Origin of the sequence: Leptothoe kymatousa TAU-MAC 1615 (assembly GCF_018739865.1) — a bacterium.
Classification (GTDB): domain Bacteria; phylum Cyanobacteriota; class Cyanobacteriia; order Phormidesmidales; family Phormidesmidaceae; genus Leptothoe; species Leptothoe kymatousa.
Genome location: NZ_JADOER010000007.1, coordinates 23941 through 50133, shown reverse-complemented (window position 1 = coordinate 50133; position 26193 = coordinate 23941). Strand labels below are relative to the sequence as shown.

The 26193-nt window shown below is 49.8% G+C and carries 19 protein-coding genes and 1 pseudogene; 11 read left to right on the top strand and 9 right to left on the bottom strand.

Annotated features, from left to right (window positions below):
• Window positions 1-37: 37 nt before the first annotated feature.
• Complete coding sequence (locus IXB28_RS08750; protein ID WP_215618194.1) at window positions 38-1408, bottom strand: AAA family ATPase; 1371 nt, start codon at window positions 1406-1408, stop codon at window positions 38-40.
• A 357-nt stretch (window positions 1409-1765) separates the two neighbouring features.
• Here IXB28_RS08750 and IXB28_RS16445 point away from each other — a divergent pair, with 357 nt between their 5' ends.
• The gene (locus tag IXB28_RS16445) at window positions 1766-2320 is read left to right on the top strand and encodes a hypothetical protein (protein WP_216863000.1); all 555 of its coding nucleotides are present in this window, start codon (window positions 1766-1768) and stop codon (window positions 2318-2320) included.
• 104 nt (window positions 2321-2424) lie between these two features.
• Here the strand turns inward: IXB28_RS16445 and IXB28_RS08740 are convergent, their stop codons facing one another.
• A complete protein-coding gene (locus IXB28_RS08740; RefSeq protein WP_215618193.1) occupies window positions 2425-3000 on the bottom strand; it encodes a PsbP-related protein in 576 nt (191 codons plus the stop codon).
• Between the two features lie 144 nt (window positions 3001-3144).
• Between IXB28_RS08740 and IXB28_RS08735 the strand changes: the two genes are divergently transcribed.
• From IXB28_RS08735 to secG, 4 genes and pseudogenes are all read left to right on the top strand, one after another.
• Window positions 3145-3870, top strand: a complete 726-nt coding sequence (locus IXB28_RS08735) for a DUF928 domain-containing protein (protein WP_215618192.1) — start codon at window positions 3145-3147, stop codon at window positions 3868-3870.
• A gap of 123 nt (window positions 3871-3993) precedes the next feature.
• Window positions 3994-5715 carry an ABC-F family ATP-binding cassette domain-containing protein gene (locus tag IXB28_RS08730; protein ID WP_215618191.1) on the top strand — a complete coding sequence of 574 codons (1722 nt, stop codon included), beginning with the start codon at window positions 3994-3996 and terminating at the stop codon, window positions 5713-5715.
• A 563-nt stretch (window positions 5716-6278) separates the two neighbouring features.
• Window positions 6279-7877, top strand: a complete 1599-nt coding sequence (gene gpmI / locus IXB28_RS08725; protein WP_215618190.1) for a 2,3-bisphosphoglycerate-independent phosphoglycerate mutase — start codon at window positions 6279-6281, stop codon at window positions 7875-7877.
• A 168-nt stretch (window positions 7878-8045) separates the two neighbouring features.
• A pseudogene (secG, locus tag IXB28_RS17045) lies at window positions 8046-8267 on the top strand (preprotein translocase subunit SecG); the annotation flags it as partial.
• 285 nt (window positions 8268-8552) lie between these two features.
• Here secG and tkt read toward each other — a convergent pair.
• The 3 genes from tkt to acpP form a co-directional block, all read right to left on the bottom strand.
• A complete protein-coding gene (gene tkt, locus IXB28_RS08715; RefSeq protein ID WP_215618188.1) occupies window positions 8553-10550 on the bottom strand; it encodes a transketolase in 1998 nt (665 codons plus the stop codon).
• Window positions 10551-11008: 458 nt separating this feature from the next.
• Window positions 11009-12262, bottom strand: a complete 1254-nt coding sequence (gene fabF, locus IXB28_RS08710) for a beta-ketoacyl-ACP synthase II (RefSeq protein WP_215618293.1) — start codon at window positions 12260-12262, stop codon at window positions 11009-11011.
• 67 nt (window positions 12263-12329) lie between these two features.
• Window positions 12330-12572 carry an acyl carrier protein gene (gene acpP, locus IXB28_RS08705; RefSeq protein ID WP_215618187.1) on the bottom strand — a complete coding sequence of 81 codons (243 nt, stop codon included), beginning with the start codon at window positions 12570-12572 and terminating at the stop codon, window positions 12330-12332.
• Window positions 12573-13081: 509 nt separating this feature from the next.
• On the opposite strand from acpP, the gene psaC reads away from it, so the two are divergent.
• Entirely contained in the window at window positions 13082-13327 is a 246-nt protein-coding gene (psaC, locus tag IXB28_RS08700; protein ID WP_215618186.1) for a photosystem I iron-sulfur center protein PsaC, read from the top strand.
• Between the two features lie 271 nt (window positions 13328-13598).
• Here psaC and IXB28_RS08695 read toward each other — a convergent pair whose 3' ends face one another.
• Window positions 13599-14507, bottom strand: coding sequence for a cell division protein FtsX (locus IXB28_RS08695; RefSeq protein ID WP_215618185.1), 909 nt, complete (start codon window positions 14505-14507; stop codon window positions 13599-13601).
• A 175-nt stretch (window positions 14508-14682) separates the two neighbouring features.
• Here IXB28_RS08695 and def point away from each other — a divergent pair, with 175 nt between their 5' ends.
• The 5 genes from def (at window position 14683) to IXB28_RS08670 (ending at window position 18608) form a co-directional block, all read left to right on the top strand.
• Window positions 14683-15240 (top strand): peptide deformylase, encoded by a 558-nt coding sequence (gene def, locus IXB28_RS08690; RefSeq protein ID WP_326520990.1) that lies wholly within the window; start codon window positions 14683-14685, stop codon window positions 15238-15240.
• Between the two features lie 106 nt (window positions 15241-15346).
• Complete coding sequence (locus IXB28_RS08685; protein ID WP_215618184.1) at window positions 15347-15547, top strand: hypothetical protein; 201 nt, start codon at window positions 15347-15349, stop codon at window positions 15545-15547.
• 151 nt (window positions 15548-15698) lie between these two features.
• The gene (locus IXB28_RS08680) at window positions 15699-16685 is read left to right on the top strand and encodes a methyltransferase domain-containing protein (protein WP_215618183.1); all 987 of its coding nucleotides are present in this window, start codon (window positions 15699-15701) and stop codon (window positions 16683-16685) included.
• 30 nt (window positions 16686-16715) lie between these two features.
• The gene (locus IXB28_RS08675; protein WP_215618182.1) at window positions 16716-17924 is read left to right on the top strand and encodes an FAD-dependent oxidoreductase; all 1209 of its coding nucleotides are present in this window, start codon (window positions 16716-16718) and stop codon (window positions 17922-17924) included.
• A 171-nt stretch (window positions 17925-18095) separates the two neighbouring features.
• Window positions 18096-18608, top strand: a complete 513-nt coding sequence (locus tag IXB28_RS08670; protein WP_215618181.1) for a hypothetical protein — start codon at window positions 18096-18098, stop codon at window positions 18606-18608.
• 41 nt (window positions 18609-18649) lie between these two features.
• Here IXB28_RS08670 and IXB28_RS08665 read toward each other — a convergent pair whose 3' ends face one another.
• The 3 genes from IXB28_RS08665 to IXB28_RS08655 all read right to left on the bottom strand — a co-directional run bounded on the left by IXB28_RS08665 (window position 18650) and on the right by IXB28_RS08655 (window position 26176).
• Window positions 18650-20401, bottom strand: a complete 1752-nt coding sequence (locus tag IXB28_RS08665; protein ID WP_215618180.1) for a DUF3747 domain-containing protein — start codon at window positions 20399-20401, stop codon at window positions 18650-18652.
• A gap of 442 nt (window positions 20402-20843) precedes the next feature.
• Window positions 20844-25040, bottom strand: coding sequence for a DEAD/DEAH box helicase (locus IXB28_RS08660; protein ID WP_246559708.1), 4197 nt, complete (start codon window positions 25038-25040; stop codon window positions 20844-20846).
• A 116-nt stretch (window positions 25041-25156) separates the two neighbouring features.
• Complete coding sequence (locus tag IXB28_RS08655; RefSeq protein WP_215618178.1) at window positions 25157-26176, bottom strand: DUF1350 family protein; 1020 nt, start codon at window positions 26174-26176, stop codon at window positions 25157-25159.
• Between the last annotated feature and the right edge of the window lie 17 nt (window positions 26177-26193).

The following is a 26193-nucleotide window of genomic DNA, read 5'->3' as shown; positions in this document are numbered from 1 at the left end:
AATCGGGCTTACTAAATTCGGATTGGATATGGATAGATTAATTCTTTTTGTTTTCTTCTGTTTCAGTTTGGGCTGTTGTGGCTCCATTTAGCTCCGATGGCGCTTCCTTGTCGGTTGCTTTGGCTTCAGACGATTCGCTCTCCATTTGTACCTTGAGTTTTTCTAACTGTTTATCCATGATGGATGCCATGGTACCTGGCGTGCGTTGCTGTACCCAGACCATGCTGGCCGATAGTAAAAGCTCCTTGAGATAAGCGTAGGAAAAGTTGTTTGAGTTGGCCGCGATTTTTTCAATATCTGCGATGGAGAGCTGCATTGCTGTCTTTAACTTTTGGTTCCAAAGCTTTAGATAGGCGACTCGATCTGCTTCATTGGGGGCATCGAAATGGTACTTGCGGTCAAACCGACTCGGCCTTTCTAGGATGGCAATATCCAACCGTTCTGGGTGATTGGTAGACGCAATCATCAGGACACCATCGTTTAAGGCAAAGCCATCCAGTTCATTTAAAAAGAAGGATCGGTTCTCATCGTCAACTAAAGCATCTAAATCTTCAATCACCACAATGCAAGGCGCTGCTTCTCGCACTCGATTGAAGGCTAGCCGCATATTGTCAGTGTCAGTACTCTGGCGCGTTTTAAAGCTTTTGATATATAGACAGGGGTATCCGAGGGAATTGACTAGGGATTTCACCATATGGGTCTTACCGTTTCCGGGGGGACCAATAAATAAAAGCCCTCGTTTCCAAGGCACATTGTATTCGGCGTACATGGTGCGGGATTCGAAAAAGCGTTGCGCATCTTCGTAAATATCCTCTTTTAAGGTGCCTGCCAGGACTAAATTATCGAGGGTGGCGTTTTGAATAGATGCGTAAAGATCGCGATTTTTCTGCCAAAATCCTCCTTCAAATACCAGAACTTCTTCCCTAATTTGAGAATTCCAGCGACAAACGGTGGCAAAAAAATCCTTGGCGGTGTCGAGGGTGTCTGCCAATATCCAGTAGTAGCGGCAATCATCAAAGTAACCCTGGGGCCATGAGAGTTGCAGGACGACTAATGTGTGCTCTTGCCAGGTGACTTCAAAACAAAAATTCTTTTGTTCGTACCGGAAGTCTTGTTTTTTTGCATCCCAGAGCGTCATTACATGGTTATGTACCGTTGTAGTTTGATCGCTGGCGGCATAGCCTGGCGGTAAACTGACGGTGCTGATCACTTCAGTCGTGCATAGGCCTTCTTCAGAGAATTTGCGCAGATCAAAGTAATAGCTATCTCCTTCAACAATCGCCTTGCCTGGGAAACTTTCTGTTAAAAACTGACTGACATAGTAAGGAATGGATGCGGGGGACATCCTCAGCGCTTCTAGGATTAAATAGGTGAGATTAACTGAACGCGAGCCCGATGAATAAAGCATGCTGAGGCGTCTCTTTGTAACGCAGGTGGTTAAGGGGAATGGAGTGCTGTGATGATCAACTAAGCTGCAAACCAAAACCATGGGGTGGTTCAATTGCTTTGCGCTGTAATCACATCGTTAGCTGATTTAGGGCATGAACCGCTCGCTCTAACTGGTCAGACCTCTGTATGTGACAGATTAAAGCATCCCGAAGAGCAGTAGCGCTGCAATCATAGTTTGGATCAGCAACGCTAGGTTGTTTAGTCTATGGCTTTATCATTTTGCATCGCTTTTTTGTGACTGGTGGAAAAAATTGGGTTTTTCGATGAAATTTCCTGACCTATGCTAGGTTAGCCACGAGATCTGTTAGGGGCCACCATGGCTGATTCCCAAGGTAATTCGTTTATCAGCAATCCCTTTATGCAGGGTGCCTCTAAGAAAAAGGCTCCCCCTGCGCCGGAGCCAAAGCGCCAGCCGCCGTTGCGCAAAACTCCGCCAGACCTGGTTGAGGAACCAGAGGCGTTGCCTAAAGTGTCTAAAAAAACGCCGCCTGAGGCTGGATCTAAACCAAAATCAGCTATCAAGTCAGGTAAATCAGCTAAATCGGCTTCCAAGGTATCTAAGGCTGCAGCGGTTAAATCGCGTACCAAAACTAAAAAGAAAACACCGACTAGCTCCCCTCCGCCAGTGCCGAGCTACACGGGCAATGGCTATAAGGTGCAGGTTTTGGCTAAAATCCCTATGCCTACCAATACCAATATGCCGAGTCGGGATTATTTATGGTTTGCGGTATATCCCATCATTCCTCGGGTGGGTGATTGTATTTTTCACGATGGGCGATATTTTCGTGTAGATGCTGTTTTTCTCTATGAGAGTACTAATGCGGGCTGGTGTGCTGATTTAGAAGTTTCTTACTACACACGTCGGCAGTGAGATTTTGCATAGGACGGATGTAGTGGATGAACCGTGGCGATACGGGATCGACTGGTGATTGGCCAGGGCCATATTAGGGCATTAGGGCCGCAGGTTGTGCTTCCTTAGGGGGTAATGGCTTGGGCTACTGAATGATTCGTGAAGGAATTGTGTAATGCAGTAACGATGGCTTCGGTATTAGGATCGTTGGCGTTGTAGTGGCTGGTCAAAATTGCTGTTTGCTGATCGCCGTAACCTACGAATGTCATCAGACTTTGCTGGTCAGTTTCCGCGTTGTACCAGATGCGAAAGCCGGACTGATTATCCACACTCACCAGGGAATAACGTTGTATGGAGGCTCCCTCTGCTGAAAGCTGGTCTAAGGTTTGTGGCACTACAGTGTTTGGGTCTTCCCGAAGTAATTTGATCTCAGTGCGAATAGGTTCACTGGCTCCAACGGTGGGGCTACTAATGGCGACACTGTTGGAGCCTTCGGGGGTGGCTTGCCACGTTTTGGGGTATAGGACGGTGAATTGCTCTGATTTATAGCTGTCAAAATCGTCAGTGGTTGCTTGTTCCTGTTTACTTTCAGGGGGCGTATGAGTTGGCTTAAAGCGTATATCCCTGGCTGCCTGTAGGTAGCTTGGGGCGGTGGACAACGCCGGTGATGATGCGGCGAGGACGATCCCAAAAGCGCCCATGGCCAGTAATAATTGCCTTGTATGCCGCTTAATATTGAAGTTCATTATGTTGGTTTAACCTAATAAATCCATATAGCCTTGAAATGTGTTTCTCAAGGTACCTTGCTGTTTGAATACATCAAGTCAACATCGAGCAGGTTTTTCATGAAAATTCTTAGCCTTTTGTCTACAGTACCTTTAATGGCGTTAGGACTGATGCTGACGATGGTCAGTGCTGAGGCTTTTCCTGCCTATAAACCTAAACCTCGTGGTATTCCTCAAGTGCGGGTGTCGGGGGGGACCCGCTCACCGTTAGGGACAAGTTGTATTGCTGACCCCCAAGCGCCACAGCTGATGTCGGTATTTCCCGTGGATGATCTTGGGTATACGACCAATCCTTATCCGGCTTTTCAGTGGTATATGCCCCGTAATAATGCCAGCCACGTGGAGTTTAACCTTTATGAGGTGGTAAGTGAGGAAAATGGTATATATCAGCCGGTTTATCAAACTGCGTTTGTGCCAGGTTCAGCGGCGGGAATTGCCACTCTGGAATTGGCTCAATCTACTGGGTTTTCTCCTTTAGAGCTAAATACGTATTACTACTGGAGTGTCGATGTTTATTGCCCCGATGACACGACTGCGGTGATGACGGCTGAGGGCTTTGTGGAGGTGCTAGATCCTGAGCCTGCTTTGATGATGTCCCTTGAGGATAGTGCTGGTGTGGCACAGGCTGCGATCGCAGCTGAAAATAGTATTTGGTTTGATGCCACGCGAGCCCTAACAGAACAGCTACGGACGAATCCTCAGGATCCCCAAGCCATCGAAAGCTGGCAAACACTTTTAGAATCCATTGGCTTAGACGATATTGCCACTGCCCCATTACTGCCCTAGGGGTTCATTCTGGGATGAATTGAGGGGCGAATCTGGATGGTTGACTAGCGAATGAGAACCCAACTGTACGTTGATATTTGTTACAGTTTATGAATACGTTCAACGTTGGTAATCTCACTAGCTATGCTCCGTCTCGAAAATATTAGTAAGGTTTATCCCACTGGAGAAGTATTGCGAGACGTGACCTGGGAAGTCAAACCGGGTAATCGCATTGGCTTAGTGGGAGTGAATGGCGCCGGAAAGTCTACCCAGCTGAAAATCATCATGGGTGAAATAGAGCCCAGCAGCGGTAACGTGATTCGGCCAGGGGAGCTCCATATCGGCTACCTCAACCAAGAATTTGAAGTTGATCCGCGCCGCACCGTTCGTGAAGAATTTTGGACGGTGTTTGAAGAAGCCAATGCGGTTCAGCACAAGTTAGCTGATATTCCTGTGCAAATGGAATCGGCCGATCCCGATGAGCTTGAAAAGTTGATTAAGGTCTTGGATCGGGAACAACGAAAATTTGAAGCCCTAGATGGCTATGGCTTAGAGTCCAAAATTGAGAAAATTTTGCCCGAGATGGGCTTCCAGAATGATGATGGGGAGCGTTTGGTCAGTTCCTTTAGCGGTGGTTGGCAAATGCGCATGGGGCTGGGTAAAGTCATGCTCAAAGCCCCCGATTTGCTCCTCCTAGACGAGCCGACCAACCATTTGGACTTGGAAACTATCGAGTGGCTAGAGGGCTATCTCAAAAGCTTAACCACCCCCATGGTGATCGTTTCCCACGATCGTGAATTTTTAGATCGCCTTTGTACCCAGATTGTTGAAACGGAGCGAGGCGTCTCCACCACATACCTGGGGAACTACAGTACCTACCTAGCGCAAAAAGAAGAGAGCAAGCTGTCCCAGCAGGCGACGTTCGAGCGCCAGCAAAAGGAGATCGCCAAGCAGCAAACCTTTGTCGATCGTTTCCGTGCGAGCGCCACCCGCAGCACTCAGGCGAAGAGTCGCGAAAAGCAGCTAGAAAAAATTGAACTGGTGGAAGCCCCCATCTCTGATGTCAGAACCCTGCAGTTCAAATTTAGTCCAGCTCCCCGCAGTGGGCGTGAGGTGGTTCAAATTAGCGAACTCACCCACACCTATGGCGATAATATTTTGTTTCTCGGGGCTGACTTATTGATTGAGCGGGGCGATCGCATCGCTTTTGTGGGGCCTAATGGCGCCGGAAAGTCCACATTACTGCGTCTAATTATGGGGTTAGAAGCCCCTCTAGAAGGGGACGCTAAACTCGGCGAGCACAATGTGATCCCCAGTTATTTCGAGCAAAATCAAGCAGAGGCCCTAGATCTGCATAAAACGGTCATGGCCACTATCCATGACGAAGTGCCCACTTGGAAAAACGAAGAAGTGAGAACGTTGCTGGGGCGTTTCCTGTTTAGTGGCGACATGGTTTATAAGCCCGTTGAGGCCCTAAGTGGTGGGGAAAAAGCCAGATTAGCATTGGCTAAAATGTTGCTGATGCCCGCTAACCTTCTGGTTTTAGATGAGCCTACCAATCACCTAGATATTCCAGCCAAAGAGATGTTGGAATCGGCATTAAAGGATTATGACGGTACGGTTTTAATTGTTTCCCACGACCGTTTCTTTATTTCCCAAGTTGCTAATAAAATCGTAGAAATTCGTGACGGTGAACTACGTTTATACCGTGGAGACTACCATTATTATCTTGATAAAGTAGCCGAAGAAAAAGAACGCGCGCGATTAGAAAAACTGGAAGCTGAGCGTGAGGCTAAAACCACAGCAAGACGTCAAAAGCAGAAAGCAAAGCAGAAGGCAAAAGCTGCATCTAAGAAGAAAAAATAGCTCCATAGGCCTGAAAAAAGGTGGCCATATTGTCCCAGCGTTGTTTTTCAATGCGGGTTTCAGCGCTCCCAAAGCTTTTCTGAAGTTTTGGGAGTTTTTTCAATTTAGGGCTTAATGTAGCTTGTAATTAAAGGTCTAAATATCAGAGGCTTTATCAGAGGTAGCCTAAGCAGACTAAGTACAAGCTTCATGTCAAGCTAACCAAATAATAGATAAGTAAAATGCTCATCTATTATTAGATAGATAACAAAAATTTGGTCAATGACTAAATTAGTTAATATAAACGCTAATTTTTTAGGATTAGTTTTGTTACCTTAGCCATTCAGATTGGTTGAATTAGTAAAGGTAAGAGGTGAGGGCTTGGTTAGTTGTAGCCCTCGTAAAGGTAAAGGCAGTAACTCCCAGTTTTCTGGGAAGTAAGTAAATCCAGTTTCTTAAAATACCGTCATCATAGTAGAAGTGGTATTAAGAAAACCTTAATAATCAGGAAAGCGCGGGTGATATGATCGCGCTAGGTAAAACGTTAGGCAAGTCGTTCACAATCGCAAAAAGGAATTGTAAATATGGCAGAGGAGTCTGTTTCTCCAATGGTGCTGGTCATCCTAGATGGGTGGGGGTATCGCGATGAGGACAATGGGAATGCAATCAATAATGCAAGGACCCCTGTTATCGATAGTCTTTGGACGGCCTATCCTCACACCCTAATTCAGACATCGGGACGGCATGTTGGTTTGCCTGATGGGCAAATGGGTAATTCCGAAGTTGGCCATTTGAATATTGGTGCCGGTCGCATTGTGCCTCAGGAACTCGTCCGTATTTCTGATGCAGTTGACGATGGTTCCATTCAAGAGAATCCAGCTTTATTAGATGTTTGTCAGAAGGTTCGCTACAACGGTGGCAAATTACATCTAATTGGTCTGTGTTCTGAAGGTGGGGTGCATTCACATCTCAACCATCTGCTGGGCTTACTCGATATGGCTAAGGCCCAAGACCTTCAGGATGTATGTATCCATGCGATTACCGACGGTCGAGACACTCAGCCAACAGCCGCTAAATCCGCTATTCGTAAAGTTCAAGCTCACGTAGAGCAAATTGGGCTTGGTCGTATTGTGACGTTGAGCGGTCGCTACTACGCCATGGACCGAGATCGCCGTTGGGATCGGGTTGAAAAGGTCTATCGGGTGATGACCAGTGCTGATGACGGGTCTGGCTTGACGGCGCTTGATGCTATTCAAGCCGCCTATGATGCCGGTACAACGGATGAATTTATTGATCCCGTACGTCTTGCCCCTGGGGCGGTTGAAGCAAACGATGGAGTTGTGTTTTTCAACTTCCGTCCCGATCGGGCTCGTCAACTTAGTCAAGCATTTATGGACTCAGGGTTTGATGGTTTTGAGACCACCTCTGTGGCCCCGTTGCACTTTGTGACAATGACGCAGTACGACTCATCACTACCTGTAAAGATTGCATTTGAACCCCAAAATCTCAGCAATATATTAGGGGAGGTGGTTGCGGACCATGGTCTTAAGCAGTTTCGCACTGCCGAAACTGAGAAATATGCCCATGTTACCTATTTCTTTAATGGTGGTCGTGAGAATCCCTTTGATGGGGAAGATCGTGAGCTTGTGTCTAGCCCTCAAGTTGCGACCTATGACAAGGCGCCCGCTATGTCTGCAAAGGCTGTAACCGATACAGCAATTACTGCAGTTAATAGGAAAAAGTATGGGCTTGTGGTGATTAACTACGCCAACCCAGATATGGTAGGCCATACAGGCAATATGGACGCTACGATTCAAGCCTTAGAATCTGTAGACGTGCAGATCGGTCGTCTTTTGGATGCGGTCGGTCAGGCCGGTGGTACCACAATTATCATTGCGGATCATGGTAATGCCGAGTACATGTGGGATGAAGAGGGGAATCCTTGGACAGCCCACACCACCAATCCGGTGCCCTTTATTCTGGTCGAAGGGGAGCGTTTAAAGATTCCGGGACGTGGTGGTGAGGTAGAGTTGCGTTCCGATGGCTGTTTAGCTGATATTGCGCCGACTATTTTGGATATTTTGCAGCTACCTCAACCCAGTGAAATGACGGGTAAATCGATGATCCAGCCTGCACGAGTTGATGTGAAACGCAATCGGACGCCGGTTAAGGTATCTCTATAGTGGGCGGGCAGGTCTTGCTCTTTCCTTGCCGGAAAGTGTTGGCGATGTGCTGCGCCACGACATCCTTTCCTAAGGTAGGATGGTGGGATGTCGGCGCTCACAAGTGATTTTGTTAGGCGCTCTGGCATTCATTAATGTAAAAGAAATAGTCGAGCTGAAAAAGTTGTAATGGTAGTAACGGTTTTGCAGGTGGTATGGCTAGTGTCGTCCATCGGTTTGATTATTCTTGTACTGTTCCATAGCCCCAAGGGCGATGGTCTCGGAGCTTTGGGTGGCCAAGCCCAGATGTTTACCAGTACTAAGAGTGCTGAGACAGCTTTAAATCGTGCTACTTGGCTGCTCACTATCCTGTTTATGGGTATTACGGTAATTTTGAGCGCTGGTTGGTTAGGTGATGCTACGGCAGAGCTGCCTGTTGATGCTTTTCCAGTGGAAGACGTTGCGCCTGCGCCTGCGGCGGATACAATCCCTTCTGGTTTAGAAGCCCCGACGACATCTGGCGAAACCTCTGAGTAACTCTTTTCAGCAGTACTTCAACTTATTTACGTTGAAATTACAAAAGCCCCTGGATGATGTGTTCATCCAGGGGCTTTTGCTTGGTTTGCTAATAATCCTTGGGCTTTGACGGACCACTAGTGCAGAAGGCTTTTTGAGCCTCCTGCACCTAAATTGGGCTTAGAGAGCGTTTGCTTGAGCCACTACATTCTCAACGGTGTAGCCAAACTCTTGCATGATGCGACCACCAGGGGCAGATGCACCAAAGCTATCAACGCTGATCATGCTTCCTTCGGCACCGTAGTATTTACCCCAACCCATTTCGATGCCGGCTTCTACCACCAGACGCTTGGTCACTGTCTTAGGTAGAACAGACTCCTTGTAGGCGGCATCCTGAGCTTCAAACAGTTCCCAACAGGGCATGGAAACAACGCGGACTTTCTTTCCTTCGGAGCGTAGTTGCTTAGCAGCCTCTATGCAAAGAGAAACTTCGCTACCTGTTCCGATGAGGATTAGGTCGGCGCCAGCGTCGTCGGAAATGACATAAGCACCTTTAGCCACACTGTCGATGGAGCTACCTTCTAGCTGAGGTAGGTTCTGACGGGAGAAGGCCATGAGAGTGGGTGTCTTACGGCTTGCGATCGCAACCTTATACGCACCAGATGTCTCGTTGCCATCCGCTGGGCGAATCACATAGAGGTTAGGAATTGCCCGTAAAGAAGCAATGGTTTCCACCGGCTGGTGGGTGGGGCCATCTTCACCCAAGGCAATAGAGTCATGGGTCATGACATAGATAACACCCGCTTCAGCCAGCGCTGACAAACGAATTGCCGCCCGCATATAGTCGGCGAAGACTAGGAACGTTGCACAGTAGGGGATTAATCCGGAGGTGTGCAGCGCAATTCCGTTACAGATAGCGCCCATGCCATGCTCGCGTACGCCGAAACGTAAGTTACGGTTTTCGTAAGCACCCTTTTGGAAGTCGCCGGAGATCTTCATTAAGGTGTTGTTGGACTTAGCCAAGTCCGCTGAACCACCGACAAGTTCAGGTACTGCAGGTGCTAAGGCATTGAGTGTGGCCTCAGATGTCTTACGGGTGGCAATGGCTTTATCGCCAGGGGTGTAGGTAGGCAGTGCATCTGCCCAGTTGGCCGGTAGCTTACCACTGAGCATCCGCTCGAATTCAGCCGCTTCAGCCGCGTACTTGGTGCGATATGTGGCTAGTGCCTGATTCCACTCAGCTTCAGCGCTTGCACCCTTGTCTACGGCCTGACGGAAACGACCCAATACATCGTTAGGGATTTCAAAAGGTGCGTGCTCCCAACCCAAGTTCTTACGGGTGAGGTCAATTTCGGTATCGCCTAAAGCTGCACCGTGCACACCAGAGGTGTCGGCCATGTTGGGAGAACCATAACCAATGGTGGTGGTCACCTTGATCATGGTGGGTTTGTCGGTTACCTTCTTGGCTTCTTCAATCGCTTTTGCGATCGCATCCAAATCGGTGTTGCCATCTTCCACATGGAGCACATGCCAGCCATAGGCCTCGAAGCGCTTGCTCACATCTTCAGTGAAAGAAATATCAGTGGAACCATCAATGGAAATATGGTTGTCATCGTAAAGGGCGATCAGCTTGCCTAGGCCCAAGTGACCGGCTAAGGAACAAGCTTCACCAGAAACACCTTCCATGTTGCAACCATCACCCAAAATTACATAGGTGTAATGGTCCACTAAAGTGCAGTCAGGCTTATTGAAGCGAGCTGCCATGTGGGCTTCTGCCATCGCTAGGCCCACACCGTTACAGATGCCTTGACCTAGGGGGCCAGTGGTCACCTCAACACCAGGAGTCTCAAAGTTTTCCGGGTGGCCAGGGGTTGTCGCACCCCACTGACGGAAGTTCTTAATATCTTCCAGCTTTACACTGTCGTAACCTGTTAGATGCAGCAATGCATACTGCAGCATGCAACCATGACCCGCAGACAAAACAAAGCGATCTCGGTTGAACCACTGAGGATTTTTGGGATTGAAGCGCATAAATTGATCCCAAAGCACAAACGCCATTGGCGCTGCACCCATGGGTAGGCCAGGGTGGCCAGATTTAGCTTTTTCTACAGCATCAATAGCCAAGAATCGAATGGCATTTATGCACTGGGTTTCAAGAGATTGGGTTGCGACAGCCATAGTCTTCCAAGTAGTTAACGACGGTACAGTCCGGGGATAAACAAAGCAGAGGAATGCACCTTTGCTGATGGTGGTGGCATCTTTTAAGTAGCCAAAACCAGTGTCCTTGTAACCCCCGAATGGGGGATATGTGCGGACAGACATGTGCTCTAAGCATCTATAGGGTGGCAGGAAAATCCTACGAAACCCCATAGCTCTGTGGTGAACAATGCCACAGACAACAGTTTGACCCAGGCAATAGCCACTTACCTGCCAGAATTAGCGAGGATTGATAACAGCAAAAGCATGCTGCTATCATCCAATCTGGTCAAAGGAAAGCTTTGGTCTAAGCCTATACCGTGGCCCTAAGGGTCATTTGTATTACGAACAACCCAACGATAAGCCGCCCACATTGGGGGCAAACTTTTCGTTTTACTTAATGTTTTCCGTTAGGTCATTATACCTATCAAGCTGTATCGCTAGCTACGGTACTTACGAAAAACTAGGGTGACGTTATGACCACCAAATCCAAAGGAGTTAGACATCGCAATCTCTACCGTTTGAGCACGGCTTTGATTGGGGACGTAATCTAAATCACATTCGTCATCGGGTGCTTGCAGATTGATCGTTGGAGGAATATGGTCATTGGCAACAGCCATGCAGGTGGCCACACCTTCAATGCCCCCAGAACCCCCCAAAAGGTGACCCGTCATCGATTTTGTTGAACTGATGGCAACGTTTTTCGCATGATCGCCCAGCGCTGTTTTAATGGCGGCTGTTTCGGTGGGGTCGTTGGCGGGGGTGCTGGTGCCGTGGGCATTCACATAGCTGACTTCCGATGGAGATATACCCGCATCTTTCAATGCCAACGACATTGAGCGGGCCGCACCTGCGCCACCGGGAACGGGGGCTGTCATGTGGTGAGCGTCACAGGTCATACCATAGCCAACCATTTCGCCGTAGATGCGAGCGCCGCGGCTGAGGGCATGTTCTAACTCTTCTAGAATTAGGACACCTGCCCCTTCACCCATAACAAAACCATCTCGGTCTTTGTCAAAGGGACGGCTGGCATGATCTGGGTCGTCGTTACGGGTGGATAGCGCCCTTGCTGAGGCAAACCCGGCAAAAGACAATGGCGTGATAGCGGCTTCTGTGCCACCACAGATCATGGCCTGGGCGTAGCCATTTTGGACAATGCGAAAAGCATCGCCGATGGCATTCGAGCCTGCGGCACAGGCGGTGACGGCACAAGAATTAGGCCCTTGAGCACCCGTATGAATCGCAGTTAAGCCAGCTGCCATGTTGGCAATCATCATGGGGACCATGAATGGGCTACAGCGATTGGGTCCCTTATTCAGGTAAATAGATTGTTGTTCTTCCATCACCTTGAGGCCGCCGACGCCGGTGCCGATCATGACGCCTACTTGCTCCGCATTAAGATCGGTAATAGTAAGCTGGGCATCAGCTAAAGCTTGTTTACTAGCTGAGATTGCAAATTGGGCAAACCGGTCAGTCCGTTTCGCATCTTTTGCATCCATATACTCCAGTGGGTCAAATCCTTTAACCTCACCAGCAATACGGCACTTATGCTTTGATGCATCAAAAAATGTGATCGGGCCAATGCCGCTTTTGCCAGCCAGCAACCCTTGCCAATAAGCATCCAAGGTATTGCCGATGGGAGTAATCGCTCCCATCCCAGTAACCACAACGCGTTTCTTGTCAGTACTTGTCATTGTCATCGACACAAGGGGAACGGTCCCAAGGCATTAAAAAACAGATTTTCAAACAACACAAAAAGGCTTAGGCTGCCGATTTTGCTTTGATAAAGTCAACTGCTGCTTGAACTGTCCCAATGGACTCAGCTGCCTCATCTGGAATTTCAATGTCAAACTCTTCTTCAAGAGCCATGACTAGCTCCACAGTATCTAGGGAGTCGGCACCTAGGTCATTTGCAAAACTTGCTTCGGGCTTCACTTCGGCAACATCTACACCGAGTTGCTCAGATACAATCCCTTGAACCTTTCCCAAAATGTCGTCAGCCATAATCTCCAAATTTCCTTTTCAGCGGCAGCAAAAAACACATGCTAAGTCCAGACTTGGAACATTCCAAGATGGCAAATCGTCCGGCTGGATTTAGACATTTTTTCATCTTATAGGAAAGCGTGCGCCCTACTATGGAAACCCCCCTGCTCCATTTAGTTGCTTTTAGAGTCGCTGCGGTCAAAAACCTTTCTGATTCGATCTGAATCTGCTCACCCTGAGGTTCTCCATCTGATCCTCAATAGTGTTGATAGAAATAGCTGCAGGACTAAGGGAAAAGTTTATTACAATCCATAAACTTTTTAGATGTTGCTCCGTTCCCAAAAAACGGCGCTGATAGACTAAAACTTGATTGGAGAACTCTTTTGGCTAGTTTTGACTAATGTAAATAGATTCTCAGCGACTTGTTCAAGTTAATTTTTGGGGAGTTTCTATATCAATCTATTTATCAGGTTCATAAGCCAAGCCGCTAATAGCTGAAACCGTTTAATAAGTATTGGAGCATTCCTTCGATGTCTCATAAGGTCAAGATTTACGATACCTGTATCGGTTGTACTCAGTGTGTTCGGGCTTGCCCGACAGATGTACTTGAGATGGTGCCTTGGGATGGTTGTAAGGCTGGTCAGATAGCCTCTTCCCCTCGTACTGAAGACTGTGTTGGCTGTAAGCGTTGTGAGACCGCTTGCCCAACTGACTTTTTAAGTATTCGTGTCTATCTGGGTGCTGAAACTACAAGAAGTATGGGTCTCGCCTACTAAGTGTTGATTCAATAGCAGCTTTCACTCGAAACGTTTACAAGCTCTTAGCCTTTGTGGCTAGGAGCTTTTTTTATGTGAATTTCGTTTTTATAGCCAACTGCTGGATGCATTCAGCAGTTGGCTGCGCACATAGCTGTTGTCAGCTAAAGCTTCCAGGGATCATCTATGCATTGAACTATGTGCGCCAAGCTACAAATGCGGCGGCTCGTTGCGTCTTCTCAATTCGCTGCTGCAAAAGGAGGCAATTGCTTAGTAGCCCTATTGAGATGTTTTATGGGCGCATGGCGGCAAACTTACGGACGGCTACTAAGCTGCCGAGTAGACCCACTAAGCTGCCCAGCGCAAATAATGATGTTGGTAGCAGCAGTAGTTGTTTTGGGGTGAATTCTAGGCCCACGGCTAAGAATTGTAGAAATTCGGGTTGCTGGGCCGATAGTCTTTGTAGTGATTGATGGGTGCCCACCAGTAATGCCCAGGCGATGAAGGCCCCCATCAGCCCGAAGGTAATGCCTTGGAGAATGAAGGGCATGTATATCCATATTGAGGTGGCACCGACTAGCTGCATGACTTCGATTTCTCGTCGTCGGGCCATCACAATCAGACGAATCGTGGTGGTAATTACTGCGATCGCAGTCAAACTCAAAATGGCAAGGACTCCCATGCTGACATACTGCAGCCCCTGATTTAGCTCCGTTAGCCGTTGCACGGCCTCTGTAATGTAAAGCACCTCATCGACACCGGCCAGATTTTCTAACTGAGTGGCTACGGCGGGGACCGAGTCCGAGGCTTTCACCTTGACCTTGATTTCGTCCACCAGGGGGTTGCCCTTGAGTTGTTCGGTGGCGCCCTCAATATCGGTGATGCCAAGTTCTTCACTTAGGGTGGTCCAAGCATCTTCTTTTGAGACAGTCACGACCTCTGCCACCTCGGGCAAATTACGAATGCGATCGCTTAAGCTTTCGGCCGCGACACCACTGTCTAGATAGACAGCAATTTCCAGTTGGCTACCAAACTGGTTGAGTAGGCTCTCCACTTGCCATGTGGCCTGGAGGCTAACGCCAAATAGAAACAGCAGCACCATAATGGTGCTCACCGCGGCCCAGTTCATCCAACCACCGCGCTGCAGACCCAGAAGCGTTTCCCGCAATAAATAACTAGCTTTGGTAAAAAACTTACCCATACCGGTTGTCAGGTTGAGCGAAGAACAAAAACAATGCAGAAAACACAAGCAGACTGATTAACTCATTGCCTACCGTTTGTCATGTCCACAAACGTATACCTTTATGGACATACGCGAGATGATGCCCGAATTGCTAGGATAGGCATATAGATTCATCAGCCTAATCAATTTAACCGTGGGTATTTCAGTAAGCAAAGAAAAGTTAAAAAAGCCGCCCCTAGAGCTGCACTATTTAGGAGATCGGGTGCTGCGTAAGCCTACTAAGCGTATTGCCAAGGTGGATGACGGCGTTCGCGAACTGGCCCACAAGATGCTGCAAACCATGTACAGCGAAGATGGCATTGGTTTAGCCGCGCCCCAAGTAGGCGTTCATAAGCAAATTTTAGTGGTGGATACAGATCCTGAAGAAGCTGCCAATCAGCCCTTGGTATTAATCAACCCTAAAATTATTCGCAACAGTAAGGACGTTGCCTGCGGTCAAGAAGGATGCCTGAGTATTCCAGGCGTATTTTTGGATGTGATTCGTCCGGCGGCAATTGAAGTTAGCTATAAGGACGAAAATGGTCGGCCTCAAAAATTAAAGGCCGATGATTTACTCGCCCGCGTCATTCAACACGAAATGGATCACCTCAACGGTGTGATGTTTGTCGATCGAGTAGACAATGCGATCGCCCTTGCCCAGGAACTGCAAAAAGGCGGATTTTCTGCTACTGATGTTAAGAAGGTTGCCTAGGTAATAGTCAAGGCATGGCCCTTGGTTTCCCTAGCGCAATTTAATTCCCGTACGTGCTACCGCACAGGAATATCAACCATTCATTTTTCATTATCAGGAGAATACTGTGACCCCTAAAAGCGGTTTATTTCTAGCAGTTACTTGCATTGCTGCCATCGCCGGTGTTGGTTCTGTGTTTGAACTGACATCGGGTGACCCAGATTTAGGGACGTTGCCCACGGGTATCGTTTTAGCGTTGAGCATTCCGGCCACTGTGATTTGCTTTATGGCGGCAGTCAAAGATACTCGAGAGAATCAGCAGTGGTAGTTTTTTGTGGACCTAGCTTCACCGGAACCCCGGGCAGATGTAATCACTTTGTTAGAATGTAAAGGAATGTATCGCCATTTAAGCTTTAATCCTTTGTCTTGGGGCAGGTGAGCCAATGGCGCTATAGCTATCTACATCTCCGCTTTCATTCATGAACGTTTTGTTTTTGCTCAAGCTGCTGTTGATCCTGTCAGCACTTGGAGTGGCCGCCTATTTGTTGACTGCTCGTCGTTATCAGTCCTCAGATTCAGTTGCCACTTCTTACGACCAGTGGACTGACGATGGCATCTTAGAGTTTTACTGGGGTGAGCATATTCATTTAGGGCACTATGGAACCCCTCCGCGCTCTAAGGATTTTCTCAAGGCAAAGGCAGACTTTGTCCATGAAATGGTGAAGTGGGGCGGTTTGGATCGTCTATCACCTGGCACCACCCTTTTAGATGTGGGGTGTGGCATTGGTGGTAGCAGTCGGATCTTAGCTAGGGATTACCGATTTGATGTCACCGGAGTCACCATTAGTCCTCAACAGGTGAAGCGAGCCCAACAGCTGACACCTGATGGGATAACCGCCCAATTTAAGGTGGACGATGCCATGGCTCTCTCATTTCCTGATGCCAGCTTTGATGTGGTGTGGTCAGTGGAAGCAGGGCCCCATATGCCAGACAAAGCAGTTTTTGCCCGTGAGTTAATGCGGGTTTTGAAACCTGGTGGTTTGTTGGTGTTGGCTGACTGGAACCAACGTGATGACCGTCAAGTGGCGCTCAATTTTTGGGAAAAGCCGGTGATGCGGCAGCTTCTAGACCAGTGGGCTCACCCTGCTTTTGCCAGTATTGAAGGCTTTGCAGAAAACTTAGAAGCAACTGGGTTTGTCCAGGGCGATGTGCTGACAACAGATTGGACCCAAGAAACACTGCCTTCTTGGCTAGATTCCATTTGGCAAGGTGTGGCTCGGCCTAAGGGGCTGTTTCGTTTTGGGTTTTCCGGTTTGATCAAATCCTTGCGGGAAGTGCCCACCCTGCTGCTAATGCGATTGGCTTTCGGTGCAGGTCTGTGTCGATTTGGCATGTTTCGTGCCGTAAGGGCAGACGTCCCTATCGACAGTGGCGCGCAGCTAGCAGCATCTAGTTCCAACGCATAGCGTCTTCTAGCTTCCTTTCTCAAGTTTTTTATGGGTGTGATCATTGTTGGGGCTGGTCCCGCCGGGGCTAGTATGGCCTTTCTGCTGGCGCGCGCTGGTGTGCGGGTAACTCTGGTGGAGCAGGAAACCTCCTTTGGACGAGTGTTTCGGGGGGAAGGTCTGATGCCTGCTGGGATGGACGCCCTCAACCAAATGGGCTTGTCTTCCCTGGTCACGGCCATTCCCCACCGCCGTCTAGAGTCGTGGAATATTCATCTAGGGGGCAAGGAAGTTTTTGTTATTCCCGAGCCAGATTTAGGGGATAGCTCTTTGAGCATTGTGTCGCAGCCGGCTCTCTTGCAAGGGCTGGTAGCTAAGGCTGAGACCTATGGTGGCTTTGAATTTAAACAAGGCTGCCAGGTGCAAGATTTACTTTGGCAAGACCAGCGGGTTGTGGGTGTGCAGGTCAAAAGCGGTCACCAAGTCTCGGAAATTCGGGCTGATTTGGTGATTGGCTGTGACGGTCGAGGGTCCACCGTGCGGCGGAAAGCGGGATTAGCTATTGATCTCCAGCCCGACCAGTACGATGTGCTGTGGTTTAAGCTGCCACCGCCAGAGCGTTTGCGCCATGCCTGTCAGTTTTATCTCATGGCAAAACCTGGCCAGCATCCGGCCAGTTGCTACACCTCGTGGGATGGGCAGCTACAGTATGGTTTGATTTTGCCTAAGGGGGGCTTGGGGCAATTAGGCGGTGCAGATTGGTTGGAGGTTGCGGCCCAGTCTGCCCCGGATTGGCTGGCTGACCATGTGCTGTCGCAGCGGGAAAACGTGGGTGAGCCGGTGCGGCTAAATGTGGTGGTGGGTCGCTGTGGGCAATGGTGGCTCCCAGGGCTGATATTACTGGGGGATGCCGCCCACCCGATGTCACCGGTGAGGGCGCAAGGGATTAACCTGGCCCTGCGGGATGCCATTGTGGCGACCAATCACGTGGTACCTGCTGTGCAATCCGATCCAGCGGCTCTGGATGCGGCTCTGTCAACGATTCAAGCGGAACGAATGCCGGAGGTGGTGCGCTCTCAAGCACTGCAATTACGAGAAGCCCATGGGCTGAAGGTGATTCGGTCTTCTCCTTGGAAATTAACGGTGGCCCAAAACGTTTTGCCTTGGGTGGGCCAGCTTTCGTGGGTGCAGCGGGCTTGGTTGGCGCGTCAGCATGATTTACGCTACGGTTCGCAACCTGTCCAATTAACGATTGCCTAGGGTTTACCGAATCCTGATGTTGACTTCCGTGGTTTTCAGGAGGGGATTACCTAGGAAGAATAAGTATAAATATTGGCAGAGTATATTGCTGGCTACTGAGGTGCGATGTGTGGTTATGCCATCGAACCGTCCAGCCATTTTGAGTACGCTAGCCGCCCACATTAGAGTCCTATGGTTTTATCTCGGAGTCAAAGCAAATCCTCGGGGAAGCTGCCCTATGACTTGGCCAATAAAGTACTCAATCGTCTGCCGGCAGAATATCGCAAGAGCTTTACGATAGAGCAGGTTGAAGCTTTGCATACTGCCATGGTGATGCAGAATGCGTTGGAACAGGGCGGAACTCGGCAAATACAGCTTTGGCAGACTAATCTAGGGCCTTTGGGCTTGTCGTTAAGTCTTAGAAACGAGCGACAGATTCAGGCTCAAAAAGCACGTCGTCAATCTAAGTTGGTGCCTGTTCTTTGCATGCTGGTGGCCATCCTGGGGGCGGGCTGTGTGGCCGGGTTACTCAAATTTCGTTCTGAGTATCCGTTAGATGGGTTGGTGACTTCTCTTAGTGAGCAAGATCAATCGCCTTACCCGATCACCCTACCGTCCCATAAGGATCAGGCCACCTGTGAAGAAAGTGGCTCCGTGTGGGTGGACCAAACGTGTGTGAATTATAACTACAGTCCCATGTTCTAAGGCGACCGTTGACATCCGTCACTGGGGCTTAGGGGGCGCGGCTATCGGAGATAGTCGATAACGCCTTGGGCAATGGCATCTGCAATTTGTTCGCGGGCTGCGTTGCTGCGAAATCTGGCGGAGTCTTCGCGACCTGTGATAAAGCCGGTTTCTACTAAGACCGCGGGCATCGATGTATTGCGCAACACATAGAAGCGGGCCTGACGCACACCGCGATCGCGCAAATCGGAGCTGCGCAATACGCTGTTGTGGATAGACCTAGCCAAACTTCGTCCAGAGGAGAAATAGTAGGTTTCGAGCCCATTGACTTCGGGACGGCTGAGGCTGATGGCATTGGAGTGGATGCTGACAAATACAGTGGCATTGGCCCGCTCAGCGATGTTGACACGGGGCTGTAAATCGATTTCCACATCGCTGTTCCGGGTCATGGCGACGCGGTAGCCACGCTGTTCTAAGGTGCGCTTAACCCGGCGAGAAATAAACAGGTTAATTTCTTTCTCTTGGAGGCCATTGCCGACCGCCCCTGGATCGCGTCCGCCGTGGCCCGGATCAATCATGACTAGGACTTCGCCGCGTTGGGCGGGGCGGGGTAAGGTACCGGGGGATGGCGTTGCAGGGGGCTGAGCTGCGGCCGTGGTTTGTAAAATTTGTGCGTCGAGACCATCGGCCTGCAATCGCTGGCGGAGGTTATTGGCCCGCACCTGTTCCCGAAATCGGCCCGCCTGAATCACGGTTTGACCGTTGACTGTGGTGCGAAAAGCGCCGGATTCTATTCGATTGACCCGAGCTCGCAATAAAGACGAACTGCCGGGGACGATCACCTGATAAATGATGTCGCCTGCGGGGGGCGCTGTTCGAGGTGGGGCACTGACTCGGCCTGTCTCTAAAATTTGGGCTGAAAGACCCGCTTGGACAAGTCTTTGGCGGAGTTCGTTGGCCCGGGACTGTTCCCGAAATCGACCCGCCTGAATCACGGTTTGGCCATTGGCCGTGGTGCGAAAGGCACCAGGTTCAACGGCGTTTACGCGCGATCTCAAAATGGCGGAACTACCGGGCACAACCACCTGATAGTCGATATTTCTATTGTTGCCAGGGGTGCCAATGGTGGGGGGCGGCAGCTGGGGGCGATTGCTGGGTGGCGTGGGTAGGGGAAGGGGGGACGGTCGTGTGGGTGTGGGCCTTGATGTGGGTGGGTCGGGGCGGGTGGCACCCACTGAGGCCAGCACCGCATCCAAGGATTGATTATTCGTCAGATAGGTGTGGCCTAAGGTTTGGCCATTGTAGACCCGACGGGCCATGCTCCATCCAGCGTTTAGCTCAATTTTGACAAAGTCGTTGGCAATGCCCTGGGAGCGACCTAATTCTAGTTTGGGTAGCCCTCGCTGTAGGGGGCTAGGTGCTGCGACCAGGACTAAACTATCGCCCCGGTTTTCGATTTGAAGACGATACCGCGAGCCCAAGTCTTCGCCACCAATGCGCACAGAGTAGCCATTGCTATCAGAACTGCGGCCGCAAATGCCGGTGAAATCAAAGTTCAGCAGCAGGGGATTAATGGTTGTGGGGGTGCCGGGTTGCTCTTGCCAACAGCGTCTGGCTGAACTGACCTGTTCAATAATTAGCAGTTTGAAAAACCGACCATTGTTGATGGGCTCTGCCACCGCTACGACCCGGTTGCTGTCAATGGATTGTTGATTGAACTGAGCTGCTGACGCGCTCGATGGTAACGTAATAGCCGCTCCGAAGGTGGCAGCCACAGCCGACAGTGTGGTGAGTTGACGAAGGAGTGATTTCATGTTCCTTGGAATCGCGGGTAGGAAACAGGCTGTCTGGACGTGATGTTAGCAGGAAACACAAGGGTAGTGTCTAACGGCTGTTTATGTAGTTTTCCGACAAAGGTAACTATTCGGTAAGAAACTATATCAGTTCATTAGCTGTCCGCATTGATATTTACCTATAAGTCTTCAAAGACCGCTGCAGGATGATTGAGAACGCTGTTACCGTGTGGAGCTTTTTCGGGTGTCACAGTTTACCGAATGGCTATCCGTACATGGGGCTTGGCCGATCTAGAGCCAGGAGAGTGTAACAATGCCACTGGCTGAACGATTCGCAGCGCAATAATTTGAGACAGAGGGGCGCCTTCACAATTTGCTGAAAGCGATGAACCCATGCAATTTGAACTTACGCTGGGAATCTATGTGCTTTCGGGCGTTAGATAGTAATGTTGACGAAGCGTTATTAAGCTTCACTCATGAGGTTCAGTAATTCGTCGGTTGAGAGTTTGCCGCTGATGTCAGACCCTTCCAGTAGGCTGTCTGCCAGGTCTCGCTTTTTGTTGTGAAGCTCAACAATTTTTTCTTCAATGGTGCCTTTGGTGACCAGGCGATAGATGGTCACTGGACGGGTTTGGCCGATGCGATGGGCTCGATCAGAGGCCTGATCTTCAACGGCTGGGTTCCACCAAGGGTCCATGTGCATGACATAGTCGGCGGCGGTTAGGTTCAGGCCCGTGCCGCCTGCTTTTAGACTAATGAGAAATACATTGCCCTCTCCGGCTTGGAATGCGTCTACCCGTTTTTTCCGTTGTTTGGCGGGGGTGCTGCCATCTAAATATTGATAGTGGATGTTTCTATCCTCTAGGTACTTGCGCAAAATGCTGAGATGATCGACAAATTGGCTGAAGACTAAAGCCTTGTGGTGGTTGCTGAGTAGCTCTTCTAGGACATCGCCAAATAGCTGTAGCTTGGCGCTGCTGGGGGGCATTTCTGGTACCACTAGCTGCGGGTTGCAGCACATCCGCCGCAGACGAGTGATTTCGGCCAGCACTTGTAAATGTTTCGTGCCTGGTTTGGCCTTGGTGTTGGTCAGTTTTGCGATCGCATCCCTTCTCAGGGCCTCGTACAGCGCCTTTTCCTCCCCACTGAGTTCCACATGTAGCGTAATTTCGGTTCGTGAAGGCAACTCATCCAACACCTGGGTTTTAGTCCGCCGCAGCATAAACGGCTGAATCAATTTCTTCAGATGGAGTCGCGCCTGTTTGTCTTGATGGCGCTCAATGGGGATAGCAAAGCGCTGGTTAAATTTATCTAGGGACCCAAGCAATCCAGGATTGATAAACCTAAATAAATTCCATAGTTCTCCCAAATGATTTTCGATGGGGGTGCCGGTGGTAATGATTTTGAACCCGGCGTTGAGCTGCATGGCCGCTTGGGATCGTTTCGTTGCACTATTTTTAATCGCTTGGGCCTCATCCAAGACAATGGTTTCCCAGTCTACTTCGGCCAACAGGTCTGCCACCTCTGGCTGCTGTAACAGGCCATAGCTGCAAACCAGCAGGTCGAACCCGCTTAGCTGATCGACAATTGCCTGGCGATCGCCAGTGCCAAACTGCATCACATTGAGGGTGGGCGCAAACCGCTGCGCTTCACTAATCCAGTTGGCACCTACACTGGTGGGGGCAACGACAAGGGTTGGGCCGTTGGGAGCGCGCATCAAAATTATGGCTAGGGCCTGGAGGGTTTTACCCAAACCCATATCATCGGCAAGACACGCCCCAACGCCCCAATGGGCTAACTGGGCTAACCAGCGAAATCCGTCTTGCTGATAGTCCCGCAGTTCCGCTTGCAGGGTGGAGGGGACTTCGGGGGCAACATGCTTGGACTCTTTGAGCCTTTTAACATGCGCCTTCCAGGTTTTGTCAGCTTTCAGCTGGCCTACTTCGTCCAGGGTTTCTTCTAGGGCTAAGGCTGCCAGGGGATGAAACCTAGCCCCTTTGCCATGGCGTTCTGAGTATGTGCGAAATTCATCGAGACGTTGACGAAAAGCCTGGGTCAGGGCTAAAAACTGACCGTCGCCAATGGGGACAAATCGACTAGACGTTTGGTCTAGCAGCGACAGTAGTGCCTGCATGTCCATCACGCTACCGTCGTCGAGTTCTAACTCGCCGCTGACAGAGAACCAGTCTTGTTCCTGTTTAATTTGCAGTCGCCAGCCGTCAATGCCTGCTTTGTTGCGTATTTTGAGTTTTTCCCCTTCGGGCCACTCTAAAATGATGTCTTCTTCAACGGCTTCCAGCTGCAATAGGAGTTCGAGACAGCTTTCAGGTTCGTCTAAAATCCACTCACCACCTGCTTCTTCTCCATGTCCCAGGGCAGAACAGGCCTGTTGTACATCCTGGGCTAACCGTTTTTCTAGGGCTAAATCACGGGTTGCCTGGGAACGTTGGCCATTAATTTCTGCAATCACTGTTTTCCGACCAGTTCCCGGTGGATAGTAGGCTCCAGATTCAGGGAATGGACGGGTGAGCATCGAGATCTTGAGTCCATCTCCCGCTGGCAAAAGGTGAATATGGGGCTTTGCATCGGCTTCTAAGGTTTCCACATCTTCGAGCTCACCGCCGCCAATGTCGGAGTGAATGGTCACTAAGCTTGCCACTGATTGAATCGCGGCTAAAACCTTTTCTTGGCCTGCTGCCGGTACGGTGAGCTGATTGTGCCGGCCTAGAATCTCCGCTATTCGTTGGTGCTCCGTGTTGACTTCTAAGACCTTGATCCGGGTGGGCGTTTCCTTGACCAAAGAGATCTCATCCCCTGGGTTAACGGCCGGTTCTAGCCGTAGGGTAAGACTGTCGTCAGTATTTTGTTCTACGACCAGTTCTGGGGTGGCAGACATAATTTCCACCCGCACGGTGGGAGACTCTTCCCAAAACACTAGGGGGTGCCCCACCAATGCCTTGATGGCATTACGACTGAGGGTGTACTGGGTGCCAGAATAGTAGTCGTATTTAATATGGTTGCAAGCTTGAATATCTTGGGCTGTTAGGTAATCAAATTCTTCTGGATTTTTAGCTAGACGACCTAAGGCAACCACCCGTCCCTTGGTCCAGGTGCCTTTGGCGCTGAGTTTTTGTTCTTTGGGTTGGAGTAACCAATGCTTGGTATACATGGTTAAAAACCAGGCTAGGCGTCGCTCGCTCTTGGTAGCTGCATTTTGGGTTGGACCCGCCACATTGGTTAAGGCTTTGAGGCTGATTTCCCAGGTGCTCTGAGGCTCTAAGGTATCGACGATGGAGGCTGGCGTCCGTTGCTCGGTCCATTGGGCATAGTCACTGTCGGGCACCAGACGACCTAAGATTTCAGCCGACTCTGTGGCAAACCAGGTAAGTCCGGCCTCCTGGGCCATTTCTGCAAATATTGCCAGGGGGCGGGGGATGGTGGCCCTGGCTTCGTCTATATCTAGCCAGTAGAGACAGAGCATGCTGAAAAACATGCCAAAGCTGTCTTCGTCATCGTCGCCGTAGCACTCAATTAGTTCCATCAGTCTTTGGCGAGCCGCTAGCTTTCCCTGATGCAGGGCCGCCATTTCATGTAATAGCTGAAACGCATTGCTCAAATACCCGGATGTTTGCATTAAGGGGGTACTGAGGTTAATGGCGTCTTTTAGGTGCTGAGGCGTTTTAGATTTCAGCAACCCTAACATGTAAAAAAGGCCAGCGATGCCGCCGATAACGGCCTTTTTATTCACTTGTTTGCGGGCAATTTTGGTGGCTGTTTTGTAATAGTCAAGGGATAGCTTTAAATCTCCTTGCAGCAGTGCAAGGGCACCTCGCAAGGCGGTTGCATATATTTGAGATTTTTCGTCGACAGCCTGATCCAGCATGGCCTCGGCTTCAGTGAGGCGGTTGCGTAGTAGGTACTGTTCGACGAGTAAGATATTGAGTTCCTTCGACTGGTTGTTTTGTTCTTCTAATAGTTCGACTAGCTCATCGGCGGGCTCGAGTAAAGCGGTGGCTTCTAGTAGTTGAATGCGTAGAACGGCGCTGTAGTTTTCGGGGGGAAGCGTGCGTAGCCAATCTATGTCGAAGGGGTTGTTGGTGATGTCGAGTAAAAAGTCTTCAAAGGTGACGGGGTTGGCGTAGTAGTTATAGTTGCTGTAATCGATGAATAGCTGGGGTAATCCGTCAAAATCTTGGCTATAGAGGGCGAAGCGGGCCTCTCGGTAAAGCTCGTCTTTAGATCGACAGATGTGGCGTATGCGATTAATGCGACCTGATGCTGTGTGGCGGGGATGAATGACGCTTTTAACTGCCTGGAGCATGGGCTCAAACAGGTCTAATGTCACGATGTTGCGCGTCACCAGTTCTACGAGCAACGGATTGCATTGGGGAAGATTGCCGGCACCGTATACCAGTAGCTGATCGTTAATTAGACCCTTGATCTGGGTTTTGATCTGGCCGGGGGTAAATTGTTGTTTGGCACCGTTGCCCAGTTGGTTCAGGGACGCAGTGATGCTGGCGATAGGTGTGGGTCCGTAGAATAGGGAGCTAAGTTGGACAATGCTTGTGCGTAGGGCGGATTGCTGCTGATAGATATCAAAGAGCTGCGATCGCAACTCGCCTAAATCGAGACTATCGCCCATGTCGATTGTGTCGTTCATCCAGCTGCTCATTTAACCCAATAAGTGCCTAGCCTAAACGGTTTATTATAAGGGCTACCGGGAAGGACCAACAGGACATGCCATGGCTTTGGGAGTTACGGTTAGGGACTGAGATATTAAGCCGCTATGGAATGGTGCCTAGGGATCTCTAGTTGGTGGTGGGCGGGGAGTCGTTTTTTTTGCAGTCGCTGTAGCAAGGCCAGGGTCTGGGATTCTAGATCCCGCTGTTTAATGGGCTGAATCAGCTTATCCATGGGGTTAAAATCCACCACCAATGGCCCCATTTGGATGCCGACGGGCTCTAGATGGTTACCTTTGAGCAGCCTGCGGCGGATGCGGGGTTGTTCCTGCATTAGCTTTTGGCAGGTGGTTGTGGCAATGCGATCTCGAGCGAATTGAATCAGACCGGTCAGCGTAAACAGCTGACTATGTTCAATCAGCTGGTGGGTTTGTTCAACCGTAGGATAGACCTGAATAAATGGACTAAATACAAAATTCAAAGACTTCAGTGGGATAGCTCCATCCAAGTCCGTAATTGACGGAGCTAACAATAAAGATATCTCATGGTTGATAGAGGGCCGACCATAGTCAATGCGTTGGCCCGTTAGTCGTTGCAGTTGGTTTTCAAACAAACGTAGCCGTTGGCTCAGATTGTCCAGGCCCTGTTCAATTTTCTGTTGCTGTTTACAAAGCGTTGGTTCATGGTGGGCCAATGCTTCAAAATAGCTGGCTAACGTATGTTTTGGCGTGCTTAATAGTTCCAGTAGCGCCACATATTTACACCCTAAACTGTGGCCAATCCAAACATAGTTTTTAGCGTCTAAGTAAATACTTGGATCGTAGCCCTGGGCAATCGCTGTTTCCACCATGGCGACACGGACTGCATAGTGCTCATCCAATAAATCGAGAGCAATGTCCCAGTGACGCAGGGTGAACCGAAATGGCAATGCTACAACCGTATACCCAGCTTCGAAAAGACTGTTGAGAAAGTGGCGATAGGCAACCGTAGGGAATGTGCCAAATAGAGCGCCGCCAATAAATTGAATAATACCTTTTGGTTCAGGATGAACGGCGACCCAGCTATGGGAGCAGGGCAGAAATTCGCAGGTCGCCACATGAGATGCAGTGCAAACCATAGATATCAAGCAGATAG